General features: G+C 47.4%; 19 protein-coding genes and 1 pseudogene. 11 read left to right on the forward strand and 9 right to left on the reverse strand.

The features are described 5' to 3' along the window. Positions 1-107: 107 nt before the first annotated feature. A complete protein-coding gene (locus AS151_RS18205) occupies positions 108-1133 on the reverse strand; it encodes an ABC transporter permease (RefSeq protein WP_071518496.1) in 1026 nt (341 codons plus the stop codon). A 12-nt stretch (positions 1134-1145) separates the two neighbouring features. Further along, complete coding sequence (locus tag AS151_RS18210) at positions 1146-2753, reverse strand: ABC transporter substrate-binding protein (protein WP_139240761.1); 1608 nt, start codon at positions 2751-2753, stop codon at positions 1146-1148. 924 nt (positions 2754-3677) lie between these two features. On the opposite strand from AS151_RS18210, the gene AS151_RS18215 reads away from it, so the two are divergent. The 4 genes from AS151_RS18215 to dctP all read left to right on the forward strand — a co-directional run bounded on the left by AS151_RS18215 (position 3678) and on the right by dctP (position 7155). After that, positions 3678-4463, forward strand: coding sequence for a hypothetical protein (locus tag AS151_RS18215; RefSeq protein ID WP_139240763.1), 786 nt, complete (start codon positions 3678-3680; stop codon positions 4461-4463). Between the two features lie 626 nt (positions 4464-5089). Then, positions 5090-5644, forward strand: a complete 555-nt coding sequence (locus AS151_RS23260) for a hypothetical protein (protein WP_343327441.1) — start codon at positions 5090-5092, stop codon at positions 5642-5644. Continuing rightward, on the forward strand, positions 5605-5880 hold the full coding sequence (locus tag AS151_RS23265; RefSeq protein ID WP_343327442.1) for an ATP-binding protein: 276 nt from the start codon (positions 5605-5607) through the stop codon (positions 5878-5880). Before AS151_RS23260 ends, AS151_RS23265 begins: the two co-directional genes overlap by 40 nt. 138 nt (positions 5881-6018) lie before the next feature. Further along, complete coding sequence (gene dctP, locus AS151_RS18225; protein WP_071518500.1) at positions 6019-7155, forward strand: TRAP transporter substrate-binding protein DctP; 1137 nt, start codon at positions 6019-6021, stop codon at positions 7153-7155. 4 nt (positions 7156-7159) lie between these two features. On the opposite strand, the gene AS151_RS22290 is transcribed toward dctP, so the two are convergent. Beyond that, on the reverse strand, positions 7160-7333 hold the full coding sequence (locus AS151_RS22290) for a hypothetical protein (RefSeq protein ID WP_211517644.1): 174 nt from the start codon (positions 7331-7333) through the stop codon (positions 7160-7162). Positions 7334-7350: 17 nt separating this feature from the next. Between AS151_RS22290 and AS151_RS18230 the strand changes: the two genes are divergently transcribed. Further along, on the forward strand, positions 7351-9564 hold the full coding sequence (locus tag AS151_RS18230) for an ATP-binding protein (protein ID WP_071518501.1): 2214 nt from the start codon (positions 7351-7353) through the stop codon (positions 9562-9564). Positions 9565-10008: 444 nt separating this feature from the next. Here AS151_RS18230 and AS151_RS18235 read toward each other — a convergent pair whose 3' ends face one another. Continuing rightward, the gene (locus tag AS151_RS18235; RefSeq protein ID WP_071518502.1) at positions 10009-10308 is read right to left on the reverse strand and encodes a ferredoxin; all 300 of its coding nucleotides are present in this window, start codon (positions 10306-10308) and stop codon (positions 10009-10011) included. A 620-nt stretch (positions 10309-10928) separates the two neighbouring features. Here AS151_RS18235 and AS151_RS18245 point away from each other — a divergent pair. Next, entirely contained in the window at positions 10929-11963 is a 1035-nt protein-coding gene (locus AS151_RS18245; protein ID WP_071518504.1) for a Gfo/Idh/MocA family oxidoreductase, read from the forward strand. Positions 11964-11969: 6 nt separating this feature from the next. Continuing rightward, positions 11970-13496 carry a calcium-binding protein gene (locus AS151_RS18250; RefSeq protein ID WP_071518505.1) on the forward strand — a complete coding sequence of 509 codons (1527 nt, stop codon included), beginning with the start codon at positions 11970-11972 and terminating at the stop codon, positions 13494-13496. 335 nt (positions 13497-13831) lie between these two features. On the opposite strand, the pseudogene AS151_RS22910 reads toward AS151_RS18250, so the two are convergent. Both AS151_RS22910 and AS151_RS22295 read right to left on the reverse strand, forming a co-directional pair. Continuing rightward, positions 13832-14071: pseudogene (locus tag AS151_RS22910) on the reverse strand (pentapeptide repeat-containing protein); the annotation flags it as partial. Beyond that, a complete protein-coding gene (locus tag AS151_RS22295) occupies positions 13956-14333 on the reverse strand; it encodes a hypothetical protein (RefSeq protein ID WP_170861448.1) in 378 nt (125 codons plus the stop codon). The pseudogene AS151_RS22910 and the gene AS151_RS22295, both read right to left, overlap by 116 nt. A gap of 563 nt (positions 14334-14896) precedes the next feature. On the opposite strand from AS151_RS22295, the gene AS151_RS18265 reads away from it, so the two are divergent. From AS151_RS18265 to AS151_RS18280, 4 genes are all read left to right on the forward strand, one after another. Then, a complete protein-coding gene (locus AS151_RS18265) occupies positions 14897-16027 on the forward strand; it encodes an ABC transporter ATP-binding protein (protein ID WP_071518508.1) in 1131 nt (376 codons plus the stop codon). A gap of 190 nt (positions 16028-16217) precedes the next feature. Further along, complete coding sequence (locus AS151_RS18270) at positions 16218-17336, forward strand: extracellular solute-binding protein (protein WP_071518528.1); 1119 nt, start codon at positions 16218-16220, stop codon at positions 17334-17336. A gap of 131 nt (positions 17337-17467) precedes the next feature. Then, positions 17468-18304, forward strand: coding sequence for an ABC transporter permease (locus tag AS151_RS18275; protein ID WP_343327444.1), 837 nt, complete (start codon positions 17468-17470; stop codon positions 18302-18304). 17 nt (positions 18305-18321) lie between these two features. After that, complete coding sequence (locus AS151_RS18280) at positions 18322-19182, forward strand: ABC transporter permease (protein ID WP_071518509.1); 861 nt, start codon at positions 18322-18324, stop codon at positions 19180-19182. Between the two features lie 172 nt (positions 19183-19354). Here AS151_RS18280 and AS151_RS18285 read toward each other — a convergent pair whose 3' ends face one another. The 3 genes from AS151_RS18285 to AS151_RS18300 all read right to left on the reverse strand — a co-directional run bounded on the left by AS151_RS18285 (position 19355) and on the right by AS151_RS18300 (position 21796). Further along, positions 19355-19786: a hypothetical protein gene (locus AS151_RS18285; protein WP_071518510.1), complete on the reverse strand. Its 432-nt coding sequence runs from the start codon at positions 19784-19786 to the stop codon at positions 19355-19357. Between the two features lie 44 nt (positions 19787-19830). Then, positions 19831-20313: a hypothetical protein gene (locus AS151_RS18290; RefSeq protein WP_071518511.1), complete on the reverse strand. Its 483-nt coding sequence runs from the start codon at positions 20311-20313 to the stop codon at positions 19831-19833. 814 nt (positions 20314-21127) lie between these two features. Next, complete coding sequence (locus AS151_RS18300) at positions 21128-21796, reverse strand: YdcF family protein (RefSeq protein ID WP_071518513.1); 669 nt, start codon at positions 21794-21796, stop codon at positions 21128-21130. Positions 21797-22199 lie beyond the last annotated feature (403 nt).

Consider the following 22199-nt stretch of genomic DNA (forward strand, 5'->3'; position numbering starts at 1 on the left):
CTCTTCGCGAATCCACCTAGGTACACCCAACGAAGCAAGAATCTCACGAATAGAATTCGTGAGAGCGTCAACAATCTCCCACCCTCGACACGCTCGGTACGCTTTCCCTAATACCGAATCCGAGGGTCAATCAGAGCGTTGAGAACGTCGATAACAATAGAAGCAACCACCACAATGGCGGCAAAAAATACCACAATCCCCTGTACCGTGGGATAGTCGCGTTGGGTAATTGCTTCGTAGAGACGGCTTGCCAGACCCGGCCAGGAAAACGTGACTTCCGTGAGCACCGCCCCCCCCAACAAAGCCGCAAAGGTTAATCCCAATACGGTAATCGCCGGAATGAGGGCATTTTTGAGAGCGTGAGCGATTACAATGCGCCGTTCGGGAATGCCCCTGGCTCTCGCTGCCTCTACATAGTCCGCTTGTAAGGTTCGCCGCAAATTCACCCGTATAATGCGCTCGAAAATTCCGCCAATCAATAATCCCAGGGTGAGACTGGGAAGTGCCAAATAGTGTAGGGAAGTCAATAATTTCTCGATATTGCCCGCTAGCAGACTATCCACCACATACAACCCTGTAATGCTCTCTGGCGGTGGCATAGTGGCGGGAAATCGCGTTCCTAAGGGAAACCAACCTAAGTTGACCGCAAATACAAACTGCAACACCATGCCAAACCAGAACATGGGAATAGAATAAGTAACGATGCCGTAGAGGCGACCGAAAAGGTCCGTTTTGGTATTGGGATGGGAAGCGGCAAGGGCACCAATGGTGGTTCCAGCAATTACAGCAACCAGCATCCCCGCAATCGCAAGTTCTGCCGTGGCGGGGAAATAGTCACCAACAATTTGCCAAACAGTTTCGCCGCCGCTGGTGGCAGATTCTCCCAAATCCAGTTTCAGAAGATGGCCCATGTAATCAACATACTGCTCCCACAAAGAACCCGCCAATCCCAACTGTTCCCGCATCTCCTGTTTAAAATTGGCTGGCGCGCGCGGCCCTAAAATTGCATCGACGGGATCGCCGGGGGTGGCTCGCAGCAATAAAAAGACCACAGTGGTAATTACCCACAGCATCAAAGGGGCTAACAGCAGGCGCAGCAGAATGTAAGATTGTAAGGCTTGGCTACGGGACATGGCATTTTTGGGTTAGCGGCGAGCTGAGGTTTTGCGAATGGTCCACATGGGCAGGGGTTGGGTTGGTTCCAAGCGTACGCCACGGATGTGGTTTTGTGCAAAGGCGTAGTCTTTATTTTGCCAGAGGGGAATAAAAGGGACGTCGCGGGCTAGGATTTCTTGTAGTTTGGCGAACTGTTGCTGTCGCTGTTTGCGATCGAGGGTTTGGCGCGATCGCTCGATGAGTTGGTTGGCGCGGCGGTTGTAGTAAAACGATCCTTGGTATTGACTGGCACCTCTGGTACATCCGGTTTCCGGGGAACCTTCCTGACAGGAGAGAAAGGGTTGGATATAGTTATCCGGATCGAAAAAATCCGCATACCAACTGACCAAAAAGGTGGGATAGGCACCTTGTTCTAAATAACCGTAGCCAGTGGCGGCATCTACATTGGAAACTTGAATTTTTAGCCAACCATCTAGGTCGCGTTCGGCAATTGCTTGGATGGTTCTGGCAGCAAGGCTACGGGCAATAGAACCGGTAGGATACCAAACTTCTAATTGTAGGGGATTGTCCCGGGAAAAACCAGCTTCGGCTAGCAGTTGCTTGGCTTTTTTACTATTGCTATTTCTGTATTTTTCTTGGAAGACCGGTTGGTAGGCGTCAAATTTGGTGGGAATTAGGCTGTAGAGGGGATCGGCTTGTCCGTAAAATACCCGTTCGGTTAAAATTTGACGGTCGATGGCGGCTGCGATCGCCCGTCTGACAGATATTCGATCCAATGGTGGTTGGTTGATGTTCAGGGTCATGTAGGTGATGGTGGTACCATCAGCTGCGATCGCTTGCCACTGACCTGCCTCGGCTTTGGCTATTAAACTGCGAATTTGTTCTGGGTCCAACGATTGATAGGCCACATCCACAGCCCCAGTCCGAAATGCACTGTATAGGTTGGCTGGGGTGGAAAATCGCTGCACCACCACCCCCTGATTTTGGGGCGGATCCCCCCAATATTGCTCGAATGCTTCTAACCTCACCCCATCAGTGGCAAAATTAGCTAGTTGGTAAGGACCGGTTCCCACCAGGGTTTGGGGTTGAAATTTCCCCGGACCAATTTCATAGGCTTGGGGAGAAACAGCACACATGCCGGGAAAGGTCAACAAAGCCGGAAACGCCGCAAACGGCCTTTTTAGGGTGATTTTGATTTCGTATTTTCCCGTTGCTGCGATCTTTTCCACATCTTCCGCTAGCAAAAATGACGGACGCCCTTGATTTTGGATAAATCTTTTCAGGGAAAAGACCATCGCTTGGGCGTCAAACGGCGTGCCATCGTGAAAAACTACGTCTTGGCGCAAAGGAATCGTGTAGGTAAGACCACTAGCACCAATTTTGGGCAAATCTGTCGCTAGCTGCGGTTGCAATTCGGTGGTTCCCAGTTTATAGGTATAGAGGGTCTCACATAGGTTGTTTAAAACGATCGCCGAAGAAAGTTCGTAAGCATCAGCGGGATCGAGGGTACGCGGGTTTAGCGTGGTTCCAATGGTAATACGACGATCTTGCGCCGCAGTAGCGGCAGCACCATCGCTGCTTGGTGGGGAACTATGTTCGCTGATATCTGGCGTACAACCCACCGAAAAACCACCCATACAAAGGATGATTCCCCATAGGCAAATTTCCCGCCAGGAACTTTTCCATGTTTTCCAGAATTTCCCCACTAAACTTCTATTGGCTAGCACGAAACTTTTCATCTTGTCCTATAAGTTTGCTTGGAACAGTTTGCAGGTATCAAACTAGGTATTTTGAGGTACAGTACCAGGAGGGAGGCCATCGCCAGTCCGGTAAAATTATGCGATCGCTGCCAAAAGCAGGATAAACCAGCATAATACGATACCTCGCCCCCATTCAACCAGGCTTCGCCGTTTCTCAAACTAGAAAAATTTTCTCAGCGATCGCTGCGTTTGGCATACGTAAAAATAGACGAAACTATACCAGTTCTAAAGGAAACCAATCCATGAATAGGAGTTAGAAGCACAACCAAGACTTCTCCGTTCTATCTTAATTGCTTAAAATTTTGTATAGTACGAGGTCAAAGCAATGGATATTTGTGGATCTGCTACCGCCAGCTTTCAGCCGCAAGCTTGAGATCCGCAATTAGGCGTATTTTAATTCGGCCAAATCGCCGATTTCATTTATCTCTCACCTAATCTATCTTCTTGAAAAGAAGGTACTGAGGATCGCGCTATTTATCGTTTTATGTAGCAGATATTTGTTGGCAACTGCAGTTCAACATTCGTATCTTGCTTAGCTAGTCAAGCCCAATGGGGCCATCTCCTGGTCAAACTTTTTTCTCCAACGACTGTATTCCATAGGGAGTTGCTTCTAGGGAACCTAAACTTACAAGTGCCGTGTCATTACCTTATGCTGTCTCGTTTGCAGCTATTTTCAGGAGTGCCAATCATTCAATCGCGCAAAACTATTTATTGAGACAATCTACTAGTCTATCCCAGCACCAGCCGCCAAGGGAAGGCAGGTAGTTAAGTCAACTTCAGTTAGTATTGGAGGTTTCTACGGTGCATTCTGCCAATCTAGACATTCACTCTACCTACAAACTCAGTTACAACTACCATCACTCTCTCTATGGGAGTTCTAAAGCTAGAAAACGCCGTCTGGGAAAATGGAAGCCAACTTGTGGCTGTGAATGGCCCGACCGTCATAAGTGCGGTTCTTGCCCTTACCTACCAGCTTACGAAGTAATGATAGGCAGGCGGAAAGAATACTATTCGCACCACGCTTTTACCGTTTCCAAATTAATTTCACCCATTGAATGTGCCGAGTACATTCAAAACAGCGAAGATTTGGGGTATCAACCTGCCAATTTAGGTGACGAGTCTGCTGAAACTGACCATTATTCTCAAATCCATAACTACCAGCAAGCAGTTTATCAGGATGTGGAATTCGCTAATTTGCTTTGGCAGCGAATTTCCCCTTATATTCCGATAGCTATGAACGGACGTTGGGCAGTTGGTATTCACGAACGCTTGCAATTTTTACGCTTTGACAGCGGTCAGCGTTTTGCTCTACATCCCAACGAACTGGTCGAAAGAACCAATGGGGAAAGCAATTTACTAACGGTTTTGTTTTTCCTCAATCAAGATTTTGAAGGTGGTACCAGTCGCTTATTGGAGTTGTATCCCTGGGCAGAAAAGTCTACAATTCATGCTATCGAGCCGGAAGCACAAATGGCTTTATGTTTTCGGCGGGAATTGCTACAAGAAAGCGATACAGTGGTTCAAGGGCAAAAATATGTTTTGCGAGCACAGGTGATGTATTCGCCGAAAGATACGGAAACCCCGTAAATTGATGGCAAATTTCGTCGAAATTTGGACATTTCAATATTTCACTGGCTCGTCGCAGCCATTTTTAAGGTTTTTTAAGTGCAAGAGCCCTGACCGGCGAACTTTTGTTTTTATAAAGTTTTATAGTTGTATAAACATGTAATCATTATAAATAATTTTGCGATCGCCTGGCACCATGTAGTAAATTTTAGCAACAATTGTACAAAAAATATAAAATTTTATCCCTTTTCCTTAACAATCTATAAATTGCCTACAAAAACTGAAATTGTATTCATATATATTTTTTATTCCATTTTAAATACTTTTATACCATTTCTGAAAAACAACGATTGTATGGTATTTGCCAATTGCCCTGGTAGGGGCGCTCACGCGTTGCGCCCCTACAAAATATATTATCTCTTGCAGATTATTAAGGAAATGGTATTAGGGGGTAAAGAAACGGGTTGCCTCCTACATAATCCTAACCATTTTTCTCTGGTTGAAAATTTTATATATACTTTTAGCAAAATTTAAGCATTTTTCTCTACACGTACATTCGGAAAAAATATAATATTAGTGCCCCTTATAGAGATTTTCAAACACCTAGGAAATCTCAAAAAAACAATTTCGCAGGGAGCTAAGCAATTGTGTCCACTTCTAATCGTGCTAACATCCACCAAAAAGCCTCCTCCGCAACCACGTGGCTTTCTGACCCCGCAATGCGCGACTTAGTTATATCGGTTGCAGGATTCTTTGTACTTTTCTGGTTAGCCCAACGTATCGAGCTAGTCGAGCAGTTGCACAATCTTACGCGGCAACACGAAGAGTGGGAGCTCGATGAGTTCCTGCTTGTCTTTTTAGTTTCTCCGATTTTTCTAGGCTGGTTTGCAGTTCGCCGATGGCAAGAATCACGCGTAGAACTTCAACGACGCCAACGCCGAGAGCAACAGCTCCAGGAGCGTACCCTCGAATTAGAAAATACCCTCAAAAAACTGCAAGACACCCAATCCCAACTCATACAGCAGGAAAAAATGTCTAGTTTGGGACAATTGGTAGCTGGCATTGCTCACGAAATCAATAATCCCATCAACTTTATTACTGGAAATATTGCTTGTGCCACAGAATACACCCAAGATTTACTGCTCAGACGGAAGCCATCAATATGGATCGCATTGCTATCCACATTCGCGACAATGGTGTAGGAATTCCCAAAGAGCAACAAGGGAAAATTTTCGAGCCTTTCTTCACCACCAAACCGGTGGGAAAAGGAACTGGTTTGGGGCTGTCGATTTCCTACTCAATTGTGGTTGACCAACATGGTGGAGAAATCACCTGTTTCTCCCAGTCTGGAAAAGGTAGCGAATTCACAATTGAGATTCCCTGCTGCCTTTCATCAGATGCAAATGGGGTCAAACAGAATTCAAGGCCTCATCGGTAGCCAAGTTCGACAAATTGGGAATACAATTGAGCAACCAATCGCTCCTACTTTTTTGCATGAAAGCAATGGAGCTTGTGGTTTGTGTTTGTCAAGCCACAGTTTAGGGAACTGAGTTTTGCATTTGAGCGCAATAATTGTATGCACCGTCGAACTTTGATGCAAAGTATAGTCGCTGGTAGTATTGTTGCTTTGACTGGCTGTCACCGAACGGATAGCCAATTTCAAAATCCTTCTATTTCAGCCAAGGAGGGCATGCCAGCTATTTCTGCCTCTGCCTCTCCCTATATTCGCTGGCGAATGGCAACCAGCTGGCCGAAATCCCTGGAAATTGCTTTTGGCACGGCAGGGAAAATTTGTCAGTTGGTGGGCATGATGACCAACGGTCGGTTTGCCATTACGCCTTATGCTGCCGGAGAAGTGGTTCCTGGTTTGGAGGTTTTGCATGGGGTTCGTTCCGGTACGGTGGAATGCGGGCATACTGCCAGCTATTATTATACCGATCGCAATCCAGCCTTGGCTTTTGGTACTTCTGTCCCTTTTGGTTTCAATGCCCAACAGCAAAATGCCTGGTTGTATGGGGGTGGGGGATTGGAACTCATGCAACGGCTGTATGCGGATTTTGGCGTTATTACCTTTCCTGCCGGCAATACAGGGGCGCAGATGGGAGGTTGGTTTCAAAAGCCTATTCAATCGCTAGCAGATTTGCAAGGTCTAAAAATGCGAATTCCTGGGTTGGGGGGTCAAGTGATGGCTCGTTTGGGGGTAGAAACGCTCACTTTGGCTGGCGATGAGGTGTTTCCGGCGCTGGCATCGGGAAAGATTGATGCGGCGGAATGGGTAGGGCCTCACGAGGACGAGCGTTTGGGATTGTATAAAATTGCTTCTTATTATTACTATCCGGGATGGTGGGAACCGGGAACTACGTACGAGTTGCAGGTGTCTCGCGCTGCCTGGAATAAATTGCCTGGGGAGTATCAAGAAATCCTGAAAGCGGCAGCGATGGTTGCAAATATGGATATGTTGGCTCGATACGAGGCAGCTAATGGTGAAGCTTTATATCGTTTGCTTCTGGGGAATGTTCAACTGAAAGAATATTCGCCAGAGATTCTTCAAGCAGCTCGTCAGGAGGCATGGGATCTTTATGCAGATATCGCCCGGGGTAATGCGACTTTTAAGCAAGTATACGAGCAGTGGCGTTCCTATAGAAAACAAATTTTGCAATGGCATCGAATTAATGAACTCAGTTTCGCTCGTTTTGCCTTTGCAAAAGTATAAAGACTTAACGTGTCACAATTGGATATAATTCAAAGGATAGAACTGTGAAATAGCCAGGATAGCCATTTTCAACCAAATAAATGCCTTCAGGTTGCGATCGCGTATATCGCGTGTAGGCAAACGGTTTCTCTTGAGCTGGTCGAAAGGTATTTGCCCAATCGCTAGAAGTACTCACCATTTCAATGAAAACACTATATGTCTGTTCGAGAAAATAAAAAACTTCTTCCTTTTTATCTGCGAAAATATTTTCCGACGTTTTTCCATTGGATGGAACGCGCCAACCATCTAAGCATTCGCGATAAGCTCAGTTTGGGGTTTGGCTTGTTGGTGGTGGTGACTTTTTTGGTGGTGGGTCGCAGCTACTTGGCTAGCATACAAGCGAACAAAACCATTAAACAAACTCAGGAATCTTACGCCCCCGCCGCGATCGCTTCTTCTACAGCTCAAAAAAATCTCTTGCGCATGCTTTCTAACTTACGCGGCTATCTCGCTACGGGTAAATCTTCTTTCCGCGATCGCTATCAAGATGCCCGTCACAACTTTGAAAGGGACATTGCTGAACTGCAAACCCTGTTGTCTCAATCTCCCGCATCTTCAGAAAAACAAAACTTACAGGAACTTGCCGATACCTACAAAACTTGGTCGAAATTACCGGAACAACTATTTGCTCTATATGACAATACCACCAACAACCAACCGGCGTTCCGAGTACTCCAGCAACAGGGAACGCCCCTGATTTCCAGAATTACTAGGGATACCAGCCAACTCATTGCCCTTCAAGAAAATAAAAATCTATCTACTTCCAAACAAGCCAAGCTTTTACAAGATTTGATTCAATTTCGCAGTGCTTTTTTGATTTCTGTTTCTTCCATGCGAGGATATATCGTTACTCGCCATCCCTTTTTTCGTTCGGATTATATAACCCATATCAAAGAAAATCAAGAAATTTGGCAACGTCTGCAAAACCAGCAGTCGCTTTTCAATCCTAGCCAACAAAAACAATTTAAAAAGCTCACCCAGAACTGGAATCAATTGCGGGATTTAGAAGATACCATATTTGCAATTGTAGAAAGTGAAAAACATCGCCGGGATTTGTTTCTTCTCCGCACGGAAGCCGAACCTCAAGCTGAGAAAATGCTGGCACTTTTGGATAAAATTGTGACGATCCAGCAAACTACACTAACGCAAGAACTACAATCCGGTAGCAATGCTTTGTTTGCAGCTCAGTGGCAAATTTTGCTAGCCAGTATAGTCGCTTTTCTATTTGGTGGCAGCATGGCTTTGGTTTTACGACGGCGTATTGCCCATCCCATCGAACGTTTAACTGAGATGACGGCTTCCATGATGGGGGGGAACTTTCAAACACGCATTGATATCGAAACCCACGATGAGATTGGCAAACTAGCGGCAACCTTCAATAGCATGAGCGAGTCTTTGGCTCGTTCCCAAGCCCAACTCCAAGAATACAATCAAACCCTGGAAACCAAGGTTGTGGAGAGAACCCAGCAACTTGAAGCTAAAAACGTTCAACTTGCTGAAACCCTCCAAGAGTTGCAAAACACGCAAATGCAACTCATCCAAGCCGAAAAATTATCTGGTTTGGGGCAACTGGTGGCTGGGGTTGCCCATGAAATTAACAATCCCATCAATTTTATTCACGGGAATGTTATTCATACTCAGCAATACACCCAGGATTTGCTGGCACTTGTGGAGCTATATTGCCAGACCTATCCCGATGGCAATGCAGAAATTGAAGCGTTTGTGGAGGAGATCGATCTTCCGTATTTGCGCGACGACTTGCCCAAAGTGCTATCTTCTATGCAAGCTGGTACCGAACGCATTCGCAACATTGTACGTTCTTTACGGGTGTTTTCCCGTCTTGACGAATCGGAAATTAAAGATATTGACCTTCACGAAAGTATTGATAGCACGTTGGCGGTTTTCCAAAGTCGGTTGCAAAAAAATCGTACGGGGCTTCCCATTGATGTGGTTAAAGACTACGGTATGCTGCCATTCATTCGCTGTTATGCCGGTCAGCTCAACCAAGTATTTGCTAATATTCTCAATAATGCCATCGATGCCTTGGAGGAAAAATTTTCCCGACCAGCTTTCGCCGATGCTCAGGCTACTTGGGAAGATTTCCCTATGATTCGGATCTATACGCGGGTAACAGATAGCCAATACGTTACCATTGGTTTTGTCGATAACGGGATTGGCATTCCCGAAGAAATCCGCCACCGTATTTTCGATCCCTTTTTTACCACCAAAACTGTGGGGAAAGGTACGGGATTGGGGATGTCAATTAGCCATCAAATTATTACTCAACAACACCAGGGGCAACTTCTTTGTTCTTCCATACCGAAACGGGGAACGGAAATTACGATCTACTTGCCGATCCAGCAGACATAATCCCAGCAACGCCATCAAATAACAGTGCTTGCTCCCAAGAAATAAGAAAAAGTGCAGCTGCTATTTGTTTCGGTCTTGATGGCTGGACTTTGCTAGTCTGCATAATAGAAATGGCGGTTTTCCAATCCCCAAGTCAGGAAGAAACGAGAAGAGGTGCAACTTTTTTTTAATTTCGGTCTGCTTGCCGAAGTCCCACTTGCACCGTATTCGATCGATCTCTTCTCGTAAACTGTTACCTACAATAGAGTTTAAGAGATTGGAACCGCCATGCCCTCAGCAGATAGATCGTGGTTGTGCCCTAGCAGGTTTTCCTGGTGAGAAAGTATTTTTTTCTAGGAAAACAGCTATTCGGATTTACTGAAGGCGGGGTTGTGGAAACCCCGTTGCTTCAGTCAGAGGTGCTACAACAGCGATCGCACCCCATGGGGAGCTGGCAACACCAGATTAGTAGAGAGCTTCTTCTTGGTGGGTTTCGATTTTGCAGTTAGAACGAGGATAGGCAACGCAAGTCAAAACAAAGCCAGCCTCGATTTGGTCGTCGTCTAGGAAGGATTGGTCGGACTGATCGATTTCTCCTTCTAGGAGCTTGCCAGCACAGGTGGAGCAAGCACCGGCACGGCAGGAGTAAGGTAGATCGAGACCTTGCTCTTCAGCCGCATCAAGGATGTATTCGTCTTCGTCTACCTCGATAGTGGTGTTGAGACCTTCATCTTCGTTAACCAGGGTAACTTGATAGGTTGCCATAGTTTTGTTCCTCTAACGTAATTGGTTACAACAGTCGTCTGACAACGGTTGTCTATCCAGACAGAAAGCTAACTTAGACCTGCTACTTCTTAAGCAGGCGGTTCTTTTGTCCTCTCTATTTTGATACTAGGGGAAAATTTGCAATTTGCAATCCTCTGGATCGAAATTTCCTCAATGGTTTTTATAATATTTTCTGTTATTTTCATCCTAATTACTTATAGATGGATCGTTCAATCCCACGGAAGCAACCAATGCTACCAACCGGCGATCGCCCACGATCTATCCCTTGCTGGCGGGCATGCGGTGGGTTTTTCCTGGCAGAGTTTTCTAGAAGGATTTTTTTGGCACCATCCCTGAGAAATGGCTGGTGGTGGTTCGGTGGACTCTCTGTCAACCGAACCTAGAAATATTTATTCTTAATCGTTGTCGATCGCAAACATAAGTAGAAATCCACCTATTATTAGTAATAAACGTCCCCAATCGTGGTAAAATAATCAATTCAATGCTCCTATTTTTGATGGTTCTTTCAAATATTGGCAGCCACCCCCGAGGGCAAGCAGGCGCTCCCAGCTTTGTTGCCGGAGGTGGGGGCTGGTAGGTTTGCTCCTGGGAGGTTTCTCATGACCAATGACATCCAATGGTCCATTTCACCCCCGGTTCGGGTGGGCCTGGTGGGAACTGGATATGCCGCTAAAGTGAGGGCCGAAGCTTTGCAAGAGGATGGGCGATCGCAGTTGGTCGCTGTCAGCGGGCACACCTGGGAGAACACGGTCAGCTTCAGTCAAACCTACGCCACCACCCCAGTGGGGTCGTGGCAGGAACTGGTAGAACGCTCGGATATTGATTTGGTGGTGATTTCCAACGCCAGCCAGGCACATGGTCCCATTGCCAAAGCTGCCCTGACCAACGACAAACATGTGGTGGTGGAATATCCCCTTGCCCTGGATGTGGCTACGGCGGAAGAGATTTTGCAATTGGCCAGGCAAAAACAAAAATTGCTCCACATAGAACACATCGAACTACTGGGGGGCTGGCATCAGATTACCCAGCAATATTGGGATGCGATCGCTGATGTCTTTTATGTGCGCTACAGCACCATCAACCCGGGCACTCCCACCCCCAACAAATGGAGCTACAACCGCCAGCTATTTGGTTTTCCCCTGATTGGTGCCCTTTCCCGCATCAATCGTTTGGTTTATTTTCTGGGTCCTGTTGCTACTGTCGCTTGCGAAGAAAAATACTGGCCCCTTTCCCAAGCTTCGCAAGATGTATATACAGCCTGCTTGGTTAGCGCTACCCTTAAATTTGACAGCGGTGCGATCGCCCACATTACCTACGGCAAGGGCGATCGATTTGCCCGGGCAGAACGCCAAATCCAACTCGACGGTGAAGGCGGTACGCTGATTGTAGACCGCGATCGCGCTTTTCTGGTACGAGGAAACGAACCCCAACCCCTGGAAATCGGTAGCCGTCGGGGATTGTTTGCCAAAGATACCCAAATGGTCCTCGACCGCCTGATCCAGGGAACGCCCCTCTATATTGATGCCGCCACCAGCGTGTACAGTTTAAAAGTGGCTGATGCTGCGCGTCGCGCCGCCGAAACTGGGCAAACTATGTCTGTAGACCCCGCTTTTAGCATCCAGCTATTATCCTAAAGTCCTATGCCCAGCGATCGCGTCTCCAGAAACAACGGTTCCGTCTTCAGCATTACCGCCAGTGGCGATTTGACCGAAGGAGGTACTTTATTTCCTTCTTCCCAGGGCAATACCGGTTTGTTCGTTATTTCCCGTGCCCCCGAAACTTCTCCTGCCGTCACCGTCAGCTTTGATATCTCCGGTAGTGCTGTTTTGGGCAGGGATTATACGCTAAAAAACGCCGACGAAATTACCGGCGACACCATCGAAGCCACGGTTCCTGTAGATGAAGACAACCCCGCCGGAGAAGTGAATTTGGTTCCGGTGAGATTTGAAGGGTCTGGCAGTGTCTCCCTCCCCAACGGTGCCACCAGCGCCACCCTTGCCATTACCCCCGTTGATGACCAAGAAGCCGAAGCCAGCGAAACCATTTCTATAGAATTGCAACCCGGTGCCAACTATGCGGTGGGAACCCCCAGCAGCGCTACCATATCCATTAGCGACGATGATATTGCCAATCGCCCCGATGCTAGTACCATCGATAATTTTATTACAGGCAGTGCCAACAAGGATACTTTACAGGGAACTTCCGAAAGCGATCGCATCAATAGCAACGAAGGCAACGATGTGCTAATTGGTGGTAGCGGCAACGACGAACTCAACGGCGAGGAAGACAACGACCAGTTATTCGGCAACGATGGCGATGACTTCCTTGACGGTGGCGATGGCAACGATACCCTGCTGGCGGGTCGCGACGACGATGTGTTGGTTGATAGTGCCGGCAGCAACGTTTTGATGGGGGATTTGGGGAACGATACGGCCAGCGGTGGTGCTGATGAAGACTTGCTGTTTGGTAATGGCGGCAATGATGTTTTGGAGGGAGACGCCGGCAGCGATACCCTTTACGGCGGTCAAGACCGAGATGTTTTGCGCGGTAGTGGCGAAAACGACTGGTTGCAAGGCGATCGCGGCAACGATGCTGTGGAAGGGGGCATCGGGAACGATACGTTGTGGGGGAATGACGGCAACGACTTGTTAGATGGTGGCGACGGCGACGATACCCTCTATGGTGGTGAAGGAATGGATACTTTGCTGGGCAATGCCGGCGTGGGAGTTCTGGTGGGAGAAGGCGGCAGCGATCGCTTGTTGGGCGGCAGCGAAAATGATTTGCTCTTTGGCAACCAAGGGGAAGATACGCTAGGCGGCGAAGGGGGCAACGATACCCTTTACGGCGGGGCTGGCAACGATTCCATTGCTGGTGGCGAAGGAGATGATGTTTTGGCAGGCAATACGGGTACTGCCGATACCCTGACTGGCGGCCCGGGAGAGGATTTCTTTGCTTTGCAACCTTTTGGCGGTCGCGCCGTTCTAGCAGATTTTACCGATGGTGAAGACCTGTTGCAGCTAACGGAAGGGTTAACCCGCGACCAGCTGGTTTTGGGGTTGGAGGGTGATTTCCCTGTGATTTACTTTACTGGCAGTGGCCAGGTTTTGGCAGAGTTGCCCACCCTGGAAGATATTGATGATATTGACAATAGCGATTTTGTGGTATAGAGGCGATTTTTATTTTGTAAATAAATGTAAATATACGCGCCAAAAGCACGTATTTGGGATATCATAAAAGATGACATAGGGTGAGTTTCCTCGCCGTAAAAAAGGGGGAGTTTAATAGGACACTCCAACCCAAACATCTAGCCTGCGCGAAAATATTTTTATTATTTTTGCCCAGATTAGATGTTTGAGCGAAACGTCCTCAAAAAAATATGTTTCCCCTACGGTGCAGAACAGAAAAAATTTTTCCTTTGCACCAACGAGTTATTAAATTTTCAATATACCGATAGAATACCAACAAAAAGGAATTTTGTCAAGAAAACCTTTTACCGAAATAGCTAGCGACCCAACAAATTAGGAATATCCTGACAGCCGCCGGGAATGGTTTTCCTAGTTTTTTCACCGCCGAAAGCGCAGCAATAATACCGTTGAGCTGCCGATAAATTCTGGACGCCTGTTAAATCAGCATTTTCCACCACTGCCCCCGTGCAGTTCCCGCTTTGGTAGTTGGGAGCATCTGTGCGAGTGCGGGGAGTAGCATGTTCTGGGGAACCGTAGAATAGGCGAGTGCTGTTTAAAGACCCCCAACCAAGCCAACCAGATGCCCAGTTGTGGCGCTGCGGTAAATCCCACCAACATGAGCAGCAAAGCCCCTGCGATCGCAACGAGTTGGCTGCGCTGCCATACATTTTGCCAGGATCGGGGGAACCATCCACCGCAGCGAGGTGCCTGATGGGTGGCGTCGGTTGGTACACTGGGTATGCGATCGCGATCGGTCATGCCGTTATTTTCTATGGTTTCTTGTGGGGATAGAGGCGATCGCTGGGAATCGGAGTTCATAAACCGTTGCTACCGAACGTCATGCGGTTGCAAGTTGCTGGCTACTACCATAGCAGGTTCTCCGAAGCTGGTACGACCAAATCACCCCCAAATAAAAAGGCCAGCTTCTCCCACCAAGCTGGCTGCCAACATTGCCAAACAGCAATATCTAAAAAACCGATGTCGTCTTTTCCCAGAGAATTCTGCTGTGCGTTCGCAAGGGAACGGAAGTTCTCTGTCGTTACGAGGGCTTATTGTAACAGAGAATACACCCTTTTTTTGATAAAACTTCACTTTTTCCAGAAAAGCCAAAAAAACCGCCATGGCAAGAAACTGAGCTTTGTCGCCCCAGGCAAACGATGGGGAAAAACAAATTTGACCGACGCGATCGGCAAGCAGCAGAGATGGGAACCTATCTTTGATGGTGACGGATAGAGTGGGCAAACTATAAACTAATAAAGTACATTGGCATCAAAAGACTTTCAGGACATTCGTTTCCTTTCTACAGTCTTGACAGTTGCCATTGCTGCAAACCAACCATCGCCTCATCTCATCAGAGGGGCACTGCATTGGGGATAGACACTATGCACCAAACTGCCACCCAAAATCAAGCTTCCCATCTAAGCGAAAGCCTGCTCGATGTGGAATTACGCAAAGTCTTCAAAGTCTTTAACGGAGAAACCGCCGTTCGTGCCGTCGAACTGAGCGTCCAGCAAGGGGAATTTTTTAGTATTTTGGGACCGTCGGGATGCGGCAAAACCACCATCCTGCGTCTCGTTGCCGGTTTTGAAACCCCTTCTGCTGGAGAAGTACTGATTCGCGGACAAGCAGTCAATCACATACCGCCCTATCGCCGTCCCGTCAATACCGTATTTCAGAGTTACGCACTATTCAACCACATGACCGTGCGAGAGAACGTGGCCTTCGGCATGCGTATCAAAGGCCACGGCAAGAACGAAATTGAATCAAGGGTGCAGCAGGTTTTGGACTTGGTAAAAATGCAATCCTTTGCCAATCGCTATCCCGCCCAGCTTTCGGGAGGGCAGCAGCAACGGGTTGCTTTGGCGAGGGCGCTGGTGAACCGTCCGGCGGTGCTTTTGTTGGACGAACCTCTGGGAGCTCTAGATATGAAGCTACGCAAAGAAATGCAGATGGAACTGTCCAACTTGCACCGGGAGTTGGGTGTTACCTTCATTATGGTCACCCACGACCAAGAAGAAGCCCTCAGCCTCTCGGACCGCATTGGGGTCATGCGGGAAGGGAAAATCGAGCAAGTGGGGTCCCCCAGCGAAATTTACGAATACCCGCAAACCTCTTTTGTGGCTGATTTTATCGGCGAAACCAATCTATTGCAGGGACGGACCCAACACATCGATCGCACCAGCTTGGAAGTGCTCACCGATTCGGGAGTGCCGTTGCTGGTGCAGTCAGAACAACCCTGGAACGCCGGATACAAACAGCTGGAAGTGGTTGTCAGCGTACGACCGGAAAAAGTGCAATTGAGCCTGTACCCACCGCATGTGGAGGCAAATTGTTTTGAGGGTCGCCTGCGCAACGTTATGTATATGGGAACCCACGTATACTATGTGGTGAGGTTGAACTCTGGCGACGATATTACCGTGTGGCAACCCAACACGGTCGGGGAACTGCCAGGGGAAGATACCCCTATTTACGTGTATTGGGCAGCCACCGACTGTATTGCTCTGCCAGCATAACATCCAAGCACTGGTCTGGGATGGATGGATTTTGAGAATCTCATGGGCGAGCCAATTTCGCTCTTTCTTTGCCAACGGGAATGCTGGAAGCCATATCCATTGTCCCTTGCGTTCTTCTTTTCCTGTAGCGATCGCTATAGGCCATATTCGACGATCTGCGAATTTTTGCAACCGAAGCCAAGAGCAAGCCGTGCCTGACAATTCCTACCTTCCATTGCGCAAACGCCCCAATCGGCGTCAATTTTTGAAAACTTCGGCCGCCGCTTTATCGGGTTTGGCCCTATCCAGTTGCGGTTGGCGATTGGCTCAAGTGCGACCCAATCAAAGCCGAGATAGCGACAAACTGTATATTTACACCTGGGCAGGCTACACGGACGATGCCCTGTTGGAGGAGTTTACCGCACGCACTGGGGTTGAGGTGGTGGTGGATGTCTTCTCCGACAATGAGTCCATGCTGGCAAGGATTCAAGCCTCTGGCGGTGGTGGCTACAGCATCATTTATCCATCGGATTACATGGTGGAGAAAATGATTAACCTGGATTTGCTCCAGGAGTTGGACCGCGCTCGCCTGCCGGATTTGGACAATTTATTTCCCCGCTTTCAAGACCCCAGTTACGACCCAGGCAACCGCCACAGCGTGCCCATCAGTTGGGGGACCAGCGGTTTTGTTTACAATAAATCCAAAGTACAACCGGCCCCCCAGGATTGGAGTTATGTTTGGCAGTACAAGGAGGAGCTAGAACGGCAATTTACCCTGGTCAACGATGTGCGGGAGGTCATGGGGGCTACCCTGCGCATGTTGGGATATTCTTACAATTCCACCGACCCAGAAGCGATCGAACAAGCTTACGAAAAATTGCTGGAATTAAAACCTGCGATCGCTTCTTTTGACTCGGATAGCTGGCGTCCGCGGGTCTTGCGGGGCAGTTTGTCCCTGGCGATGTGCTACTCTTCCGATGCCAACGAAGTCATGAAGGAAGACCCCACCCTCGACTACGTACTTCCCGCCAGCGGTTCTTCCTTGTGGACGGATACCTTGGTCATTCCCAAATTTGCTCCCAATCCCGAGGCTGCCTACCAGTGGATTGACTTCATGCTGCAGCCGGAAATCACCGCCGAAATTGTGAAGCGGTTGAGCTTTGCCACCCCCAACAAGGAAGCCTACAAACTGCTTCCCCCAGAAATCCAACAAAATAATGCCCTGTTTCCCCCAGAATCAGCTTTGGCGCGCACGGAAACCATTAGCCCCCTGCCGCCTGACATTTTGGAACTGTACGATAAATATTGGACGCGATTGAGTAGTGGCTAACCAACGCTCCCCTTTGATTGCATTGCTTCGGAGGTACTACCTTGGCTGTTTCGAGCAAACCAGCTGACCGCAAATCCGATCCAGAACCCACTCCCCCCACCAAAGCGCGGCATCGTTGGCAGGTAAAATGGTTGGGACCCTTGGTTTTACTAGGTCCCCCGGGATTGTGGCTGCTCTTGCTGTTGGTGTTTCCTACCCTGGTGATTTTGGAACTGAGTTTGGTTCCAGACATTCGTCCGGGGGATTTGGTCAATCCTTCTGGGTTTGACAATTACCTGCGGGTTTTCAATAGCGTGAACCTCAAGGTCATGGGGCAATCTCTAATGTTTGCCACAGGTACCATGCTAATTTGCCTGTTTCTAGGATTTCCCGTGGCCTACAACATTGCTTTGAATTCTCCCAAACAGTGGCAAAACCTATTGCTGCTAGGCTTTGTGTTGCCCCTATGGACTTCTTCTTTGTTGCGTTCCTATGCCTGGGTAACGATTTTGGAAGGACAGACGGGGGTTCTCGATACGCTGTTAACTGGTTTGGGATTGCCTGCTTTGCGGCTGCTCAACCAACCTATGGCGGTGATTATTGGCATGAGCTATAGCTATTTGCCTTATATGGTGCTGATTTTATACGCTACGCTAGAAAAGCTGGACCACCGGGTTTTGGAAGCTTCGGCGGATTTGGGGGCGACCCCTTTTCAAACCTTCTGGAAAATTACCGTACCCATGTCGTTTAAAGGCATTGCTGCCGGGTCGCTGTTGGTGTTTATTACGGCTTTGGGAGATTTTGTGGACCCGGAACTGTTGGGTGGCGCTTCCAGTATGACCATTGCTCGTTTGATTTACAATCAGTTTCTCGGTCCTACCCAAAATTGGGGTTTTGGATCGGCGTTGAGCATGGTATTGATTTTGCTTGTTAGCATTGCGATCGCGTTATTGCTTCGCTATGGCGATTCCAGACCGCAGAAATCTTAAATTAGGATCTTTCAGTTATGACCACGGAACCCACAGTACGTTCCCCGTCAGTGGAGGAGGAAGAAGAAGTGGCTGTATCGGATTCCAAGCCTAAATTCCGTCTATCCGCACAATTTTTCTACATGGGATTGATGTTCTTTCTCATGTACCTACCCATTGGTGTATTGACGTTTTATAGCTTTAACGATTCGGCTTACAGTGCGGGATGGCAAGGTTTTACCCTCAAGTGGTACGTCGAGTTAAGTCAGGATTCGCGCATTATTGGTGCTTTGGGCAACAGTTTGGTGGTGGCGTTGGTGTCGGTGGTGGTTTCTGCTGTTTTAGGTACGCTCATGGCGGTGGGTCTGGCGCGCTATAAGTTTTTGGGAAAAAATCTCTATCTGGGCATTTCCTATCTCCCTCTCATTGTCCCCGATATCGCGATCGCGGTGGCCACATTGGTCTTTTTGGCGGCCATTGGTATTCCCTTGAGCCTGTGGACCATCATTGGCGCTCACGTGGTCTTTTGCCTCGCCTATATTGCCATTGTGGTTTCGACCCGTCTGGGAGATTTAGACCCCAACTTGGAAGAAGCTGCCATGGATTTGGGTGCTACTCCCATACAGGCTTTTATCAAAGTCTTGCTGCCCCAACTTACGCCTGGCATTATTTCCGGCTGCCTGTTGGCTTTTGTTCTGAGTTTGGATGATTTCTTAATTGCTAGTTTTACTGCCGGTACGGGTGCCACTACCTTACCTATGGAAATCTTTAGCCGCATCCGTACGGGAGTCAAACCCGATGTGAATGCTTTGAGTGTTATTCTTATTTTGGCATCTGGTTTTATTGCTGCGGCAGGGGAATACATCCGCTACCGCAGCGAACGGGGCAAAGAATCTTGACATTTTCCCTTCCTTTCACTTCGAGGGGAAAGAGTCACCTTTTCCCTGACTTCGACCATTTCCTGAAAATTTTCCAATAGACAAGCTGGGCGTTTTTGTAGAGAAACTTAGCAAAGCTTCCCTACCAGGGTAAATGAAATCACCGCATTTCCAGACCGGCTTCGATAACTCACTATTTTTCTTGGGTAGAAGTTGGTGGCGTTTCGGAAGGAAGCTTGGTTCCTGGTTGTTCTAACAAATACGCACCGCCCACGGATAAAACTGCTAACACCAAAAGCAAGATAGTAAGAAATAGAATGTTGCCAGTTTTGGTGAGAGGATGCTGTTTTTTTTCCTGTAGCCGCCTTGGTTGGTGGCGCTTTTCTTTGCCGGCAAGCAGCACAAAATAGAATCCCCGAGGAAAAAAAGGTACTGTCAAACGCAAATCCACAGGATGTTCCCGGGATGCTCTAGCGCGATAAGCTTGCTTGAGGGCTTCCAACTGTTCGGGGGTAAAGGTAACGGCGGTTTGAATGGGAATGCGGGCAAAAAAGCGTTGGTAAAAGGGGTCGTTTTCCGTTCGTTGCTGGTTGTGGGTAAGGTTGCGTTTGCTTGGTGCTTCCATATTTGTCATCTTCCTAATTCTTTACTGAAAAATATAATGATGCTTCAAAACCAAGGATGGTGTTCGCTATCCCAGCATTTGCTCTCTAACTGGCTCCAAGTGCGACCGGTTTTTTCGCATTCTTCTTGGGTAGTCAGCCAAGGAATGCTGGTGGGGTGGGGGTGGCTCACCGCACGGATGGGAGATTTCAAAAGTGCCAAAATCACCCACATGATGACAATGGGAACTGAGCAAAATCCGAATAAAACGGCAATGTTACCTGGTTTCCACACAGGATGCCATTCCCGTTCCTGGCGCAAGCGATCGCGCGATCGCTTTTCCCTGCCTGCTAAAATTACTAAGTAGAATTTCAGCCCGACTAGAGAAATGGTGGTACGAATATCGACGGGATGTTGCTGCCATTGGTCATTGCCAAACGCTTGTTTGATGGCTTGCAGCTGTTCGCTAGTGAAACTGGCAGTTATTTCAGGAGGGAGTTGCTGCAAAATACGACTATTGTAAGTTGGTTGGGATCGAAGGAATTTCATAGCTTTGCTTTTCCTCAATTGTAGCTATGGAAAATGAGATGATATCGATTGAAATCTAAGTATTGGTAGATGCGATCCCAGAGGGTTGGTTGCTCACTTATACCATTTCCTTAATAGTTTGCAAGAAACAATAGGGGCATTTTTGTAGGGGCACAACGGGTTGCACCCCTACAAGGAAAATCGGAACATCCCAAAGAATCATTATTTTTCAGAAATAGTATTACAAGATGGCAATACGCCCTATCGTCCCTCCTTGCATTTAAACAGCCCTTGCTTCCGCTTGTCAAGCTGACAGTCCCTGGTTTTGGATTTGCGAAAAATAGATAGGCCAGGAAACCGATCCGTTCAATACCATGTACTCAACCCTAAGTTGCTATTTTTCCTAGCTCTACTGCCCCTTTAAAAAATTTATGGCTGGGATAAATACAACATAAAAAAATTTGGAAGCTGGTCAAACTACTCAAAAATTGCGAAACTTAACGTAGATGCACATTTTTTTCTGTTTCATATAGCAATAGAGTAGAATTTTTCCCTTGGTACTGCCATCCGTATGACTGCTTAATTTTTGTAAATTTTTTCTCCGCCATTTAGCGGATAATTTGCAACAGCCAGTAACCATCGCACAAATGGCCAGATCGCCCAACCAAGAGTCATATAAAGCTTCTACCTGCTTTTGCTTTTTGCGATCCCCTTCAAAACACGTACGTGAATTTACGGTTAGTATTGACTGGTGGTCATAATATAAGTATTTTTTATCCAAAAGCGGCTAACTATATTTTTAAACAATATAAAAATCAAGATAAGGATCGACCACCTACCAAGGCAAATCCGACTGAGGTTCGCAATCAAATCCTCGTTCCTGCCAGCGTTCCATATTGACTGTACTCAGAGCTTGCAAGCGATCGCATTTTGGTGTATAAAGCTGGCTAACCACAGCCCACAGCAGGCTACGGGTCACATCCAAAATGGTTTTGAGGGTACTTTCCTGATTGGCGGGAATTCCAATTTCTTTTGCTAAATCCACTTCCACCCAGATTCCTTGGGCAGCAAATAAAACCTTAGCCAACCAAGCAGCGCGAGGCAAATGCGTCTCGGAGGTTATAAGTTTAATTTTCCGCGCTTGCCATTGTTTAATAATAGGAACGGAAAAATAAAAATTATCGAATGTAGATGTGGCACATTTTTCCAGCCATACATTCTCCTTGGGAGCATCAAATAAATGAAAAACTTTTACAGTGCAAGGTGGGTCGGAACCTCCTGAAATGAGAATGGGTATAGTACGATTGGATGTTTGCCAATCCCTAGCTAGTTGGGCAACATAAACTTCCCGACGAATGCTACCTCCCAAAACCAAGACCGCATCCAACTGGGCGTTGGCAGCTGCCGGCAAAGCCGACAAGTGAAACAACAGGGGAACGCCAAAAATACTGAAAATGCCCAACAATGCGATCGCAAGCCTACGTATAATTGTCCGTTTCCACATAAATATATATCCATTCTTCTTAAAATTATAAACCATGCTTAGTGTAGAGAAAAACACCACAAGCAAAACTCATAGTCTTCCATGGCTTCCCTGCTAATTTTTTGATTTTACCCTTCTTAACCTGGTAGAAAATATATATTTTATCGAGAAATTAAGAAAACCAGTTGCAGCTTTGGGGGAACAAAAACAACCCAAACACGGTCGTATTTTTTGCCTCGTTAGTAACTGGTTTTCCCTAACATAAAACCTTCAGGGGAAAACTGGAAGCTATCTCGGCCAATAAAACCAATCATACTATCGATTTAGCTGCCTGGTACCTACCAAGCGATCGCAGAGCAGTTGGGAGCTTCGACAATATGTTAAAATTTATTAAGCAAGCCGACCCACCTAGGATCGGACATTA

This window comes from Geitlerinema sp. PCC 9228 (assembly GCF_001870905.1).
Taxonomy (GTDB): Bacteria; Cyanobacteriota; Cyanobacteriia; order Cyanobacteriales; family PCC-9228; genus PCC-9228.

What these genes read in the sequence shown, in the direction of transcription:
- AS151_RS18265 (WP_071518508.1), top strand. Translation starts at nt 14,897, where the DNA reads ATGCACCAAACTGCCACCCAAAATCAAGCTTCCCATCTAAGCGAAAGC.
- dctP (WP_071518500.1), top strand. Translation starts at nt 6,019, where the DNA reads ATGCACCGTCGAACTTTGATGCAAAGTATAGTCGCTGGTAGTATTGTT.
- AS151_RS18280 (WP_071518509.1), top strand. Translation starts at nt 18,322, where the DNA reads ATGACCACGGAACCCACAGTACGTTCCCCGTCAGTGGAGGAGGAAGAA.
- AS151_RS18245 (WP_071518504.1), top strand. Translation starts at nt 10,929, where the DNA reads ATGACCAATGACATCCAATGGTCCATTTCACCCCCGGTTCGGGTGGGC.
- AS151_RS18210 (WP_139240761.1), bottom strand. Translation starts at nt 2,753, where the DNA reads ATGGGTGGTTTTTCGGTGGGTTGTACGCCAGATATCAGCGAACATAGT.
- AS151_RS18250 (WP_071518505.1), top strand. Translation starts at nt 11,970, where the DNA reads ATGCCCAGCGATCGCGTCTCCAGAAACAACGGTTCCGTCTTCAGCATT.
- AS151_RS18300 (WP_071518513.1), bottom strand. Translation starts at nt 21,796, where the DNA reads ATGTGGAAACGGACAATTATACGTAGGCTTGCGATCGCATTGTTGGGC.
- AS151_RS18230 (WP_071518501.1), top strand. Translation starts at nt 7,351, where the DNA reads ATGTCTGTTCGAGAAAATAAAAAACTTCTTCCTTTTTATCTGCGAAAA.
- AS151_RS22290 (WP_211517644.1), bottom strand. Translation starts at nt 7,333, where the DNA reads ATGGTGAGTACTTCTAGCGATTGGGCAAATACCTTTCGACCAGCTCAA.
- AS151_RS22295 (WP_170861448.1), bottom strand. Translation starts at nt 14,333, where the DNA reads ATGAACTCCGATTCCCAGCGATCGCCTCTATCCCCACAAGAAACCATA.
- AS151_RS18205 (WP_071518496.1), bottom strand. Translation starts at nt 1,133, where the DNA reads ATGTCCCGTAGCCAAGCCTTACAATCTTACATTCTGCTGCGCCTGCTG.
- AS151_RS18235 (WP_071518502.1), bottom strand. Translation starts at nt 10,308, where the DNA reads ATGGCAACCTATCAAGTTACCCTGGTTAACGAAGATGAAGGTCTCAAC.
- AS151_RS23265 (WP_343327442.1), top strand. Translation starts at nt 5,605, where the DNA reads ATGGATCGCATTGCTATCCACATTCGCGACAATGGTGTAGGAATTCCC.
- AS151_RS18290 (WP_071518511.1), bottom strand. Translation starts at nt 20,313, where the DNA reads ATGAAATTCCTTCGATCCCAACCAACTTACAATAGTCGTATTTTGCAG.
- AS151_RS18285 (WP_071518510.1), bottom strand. Translation starts at nt 19,786, where the DNA reads ATGGAAGCACCAAGCAAACGCAACCTTACCCACAACCAGCAACGAACG.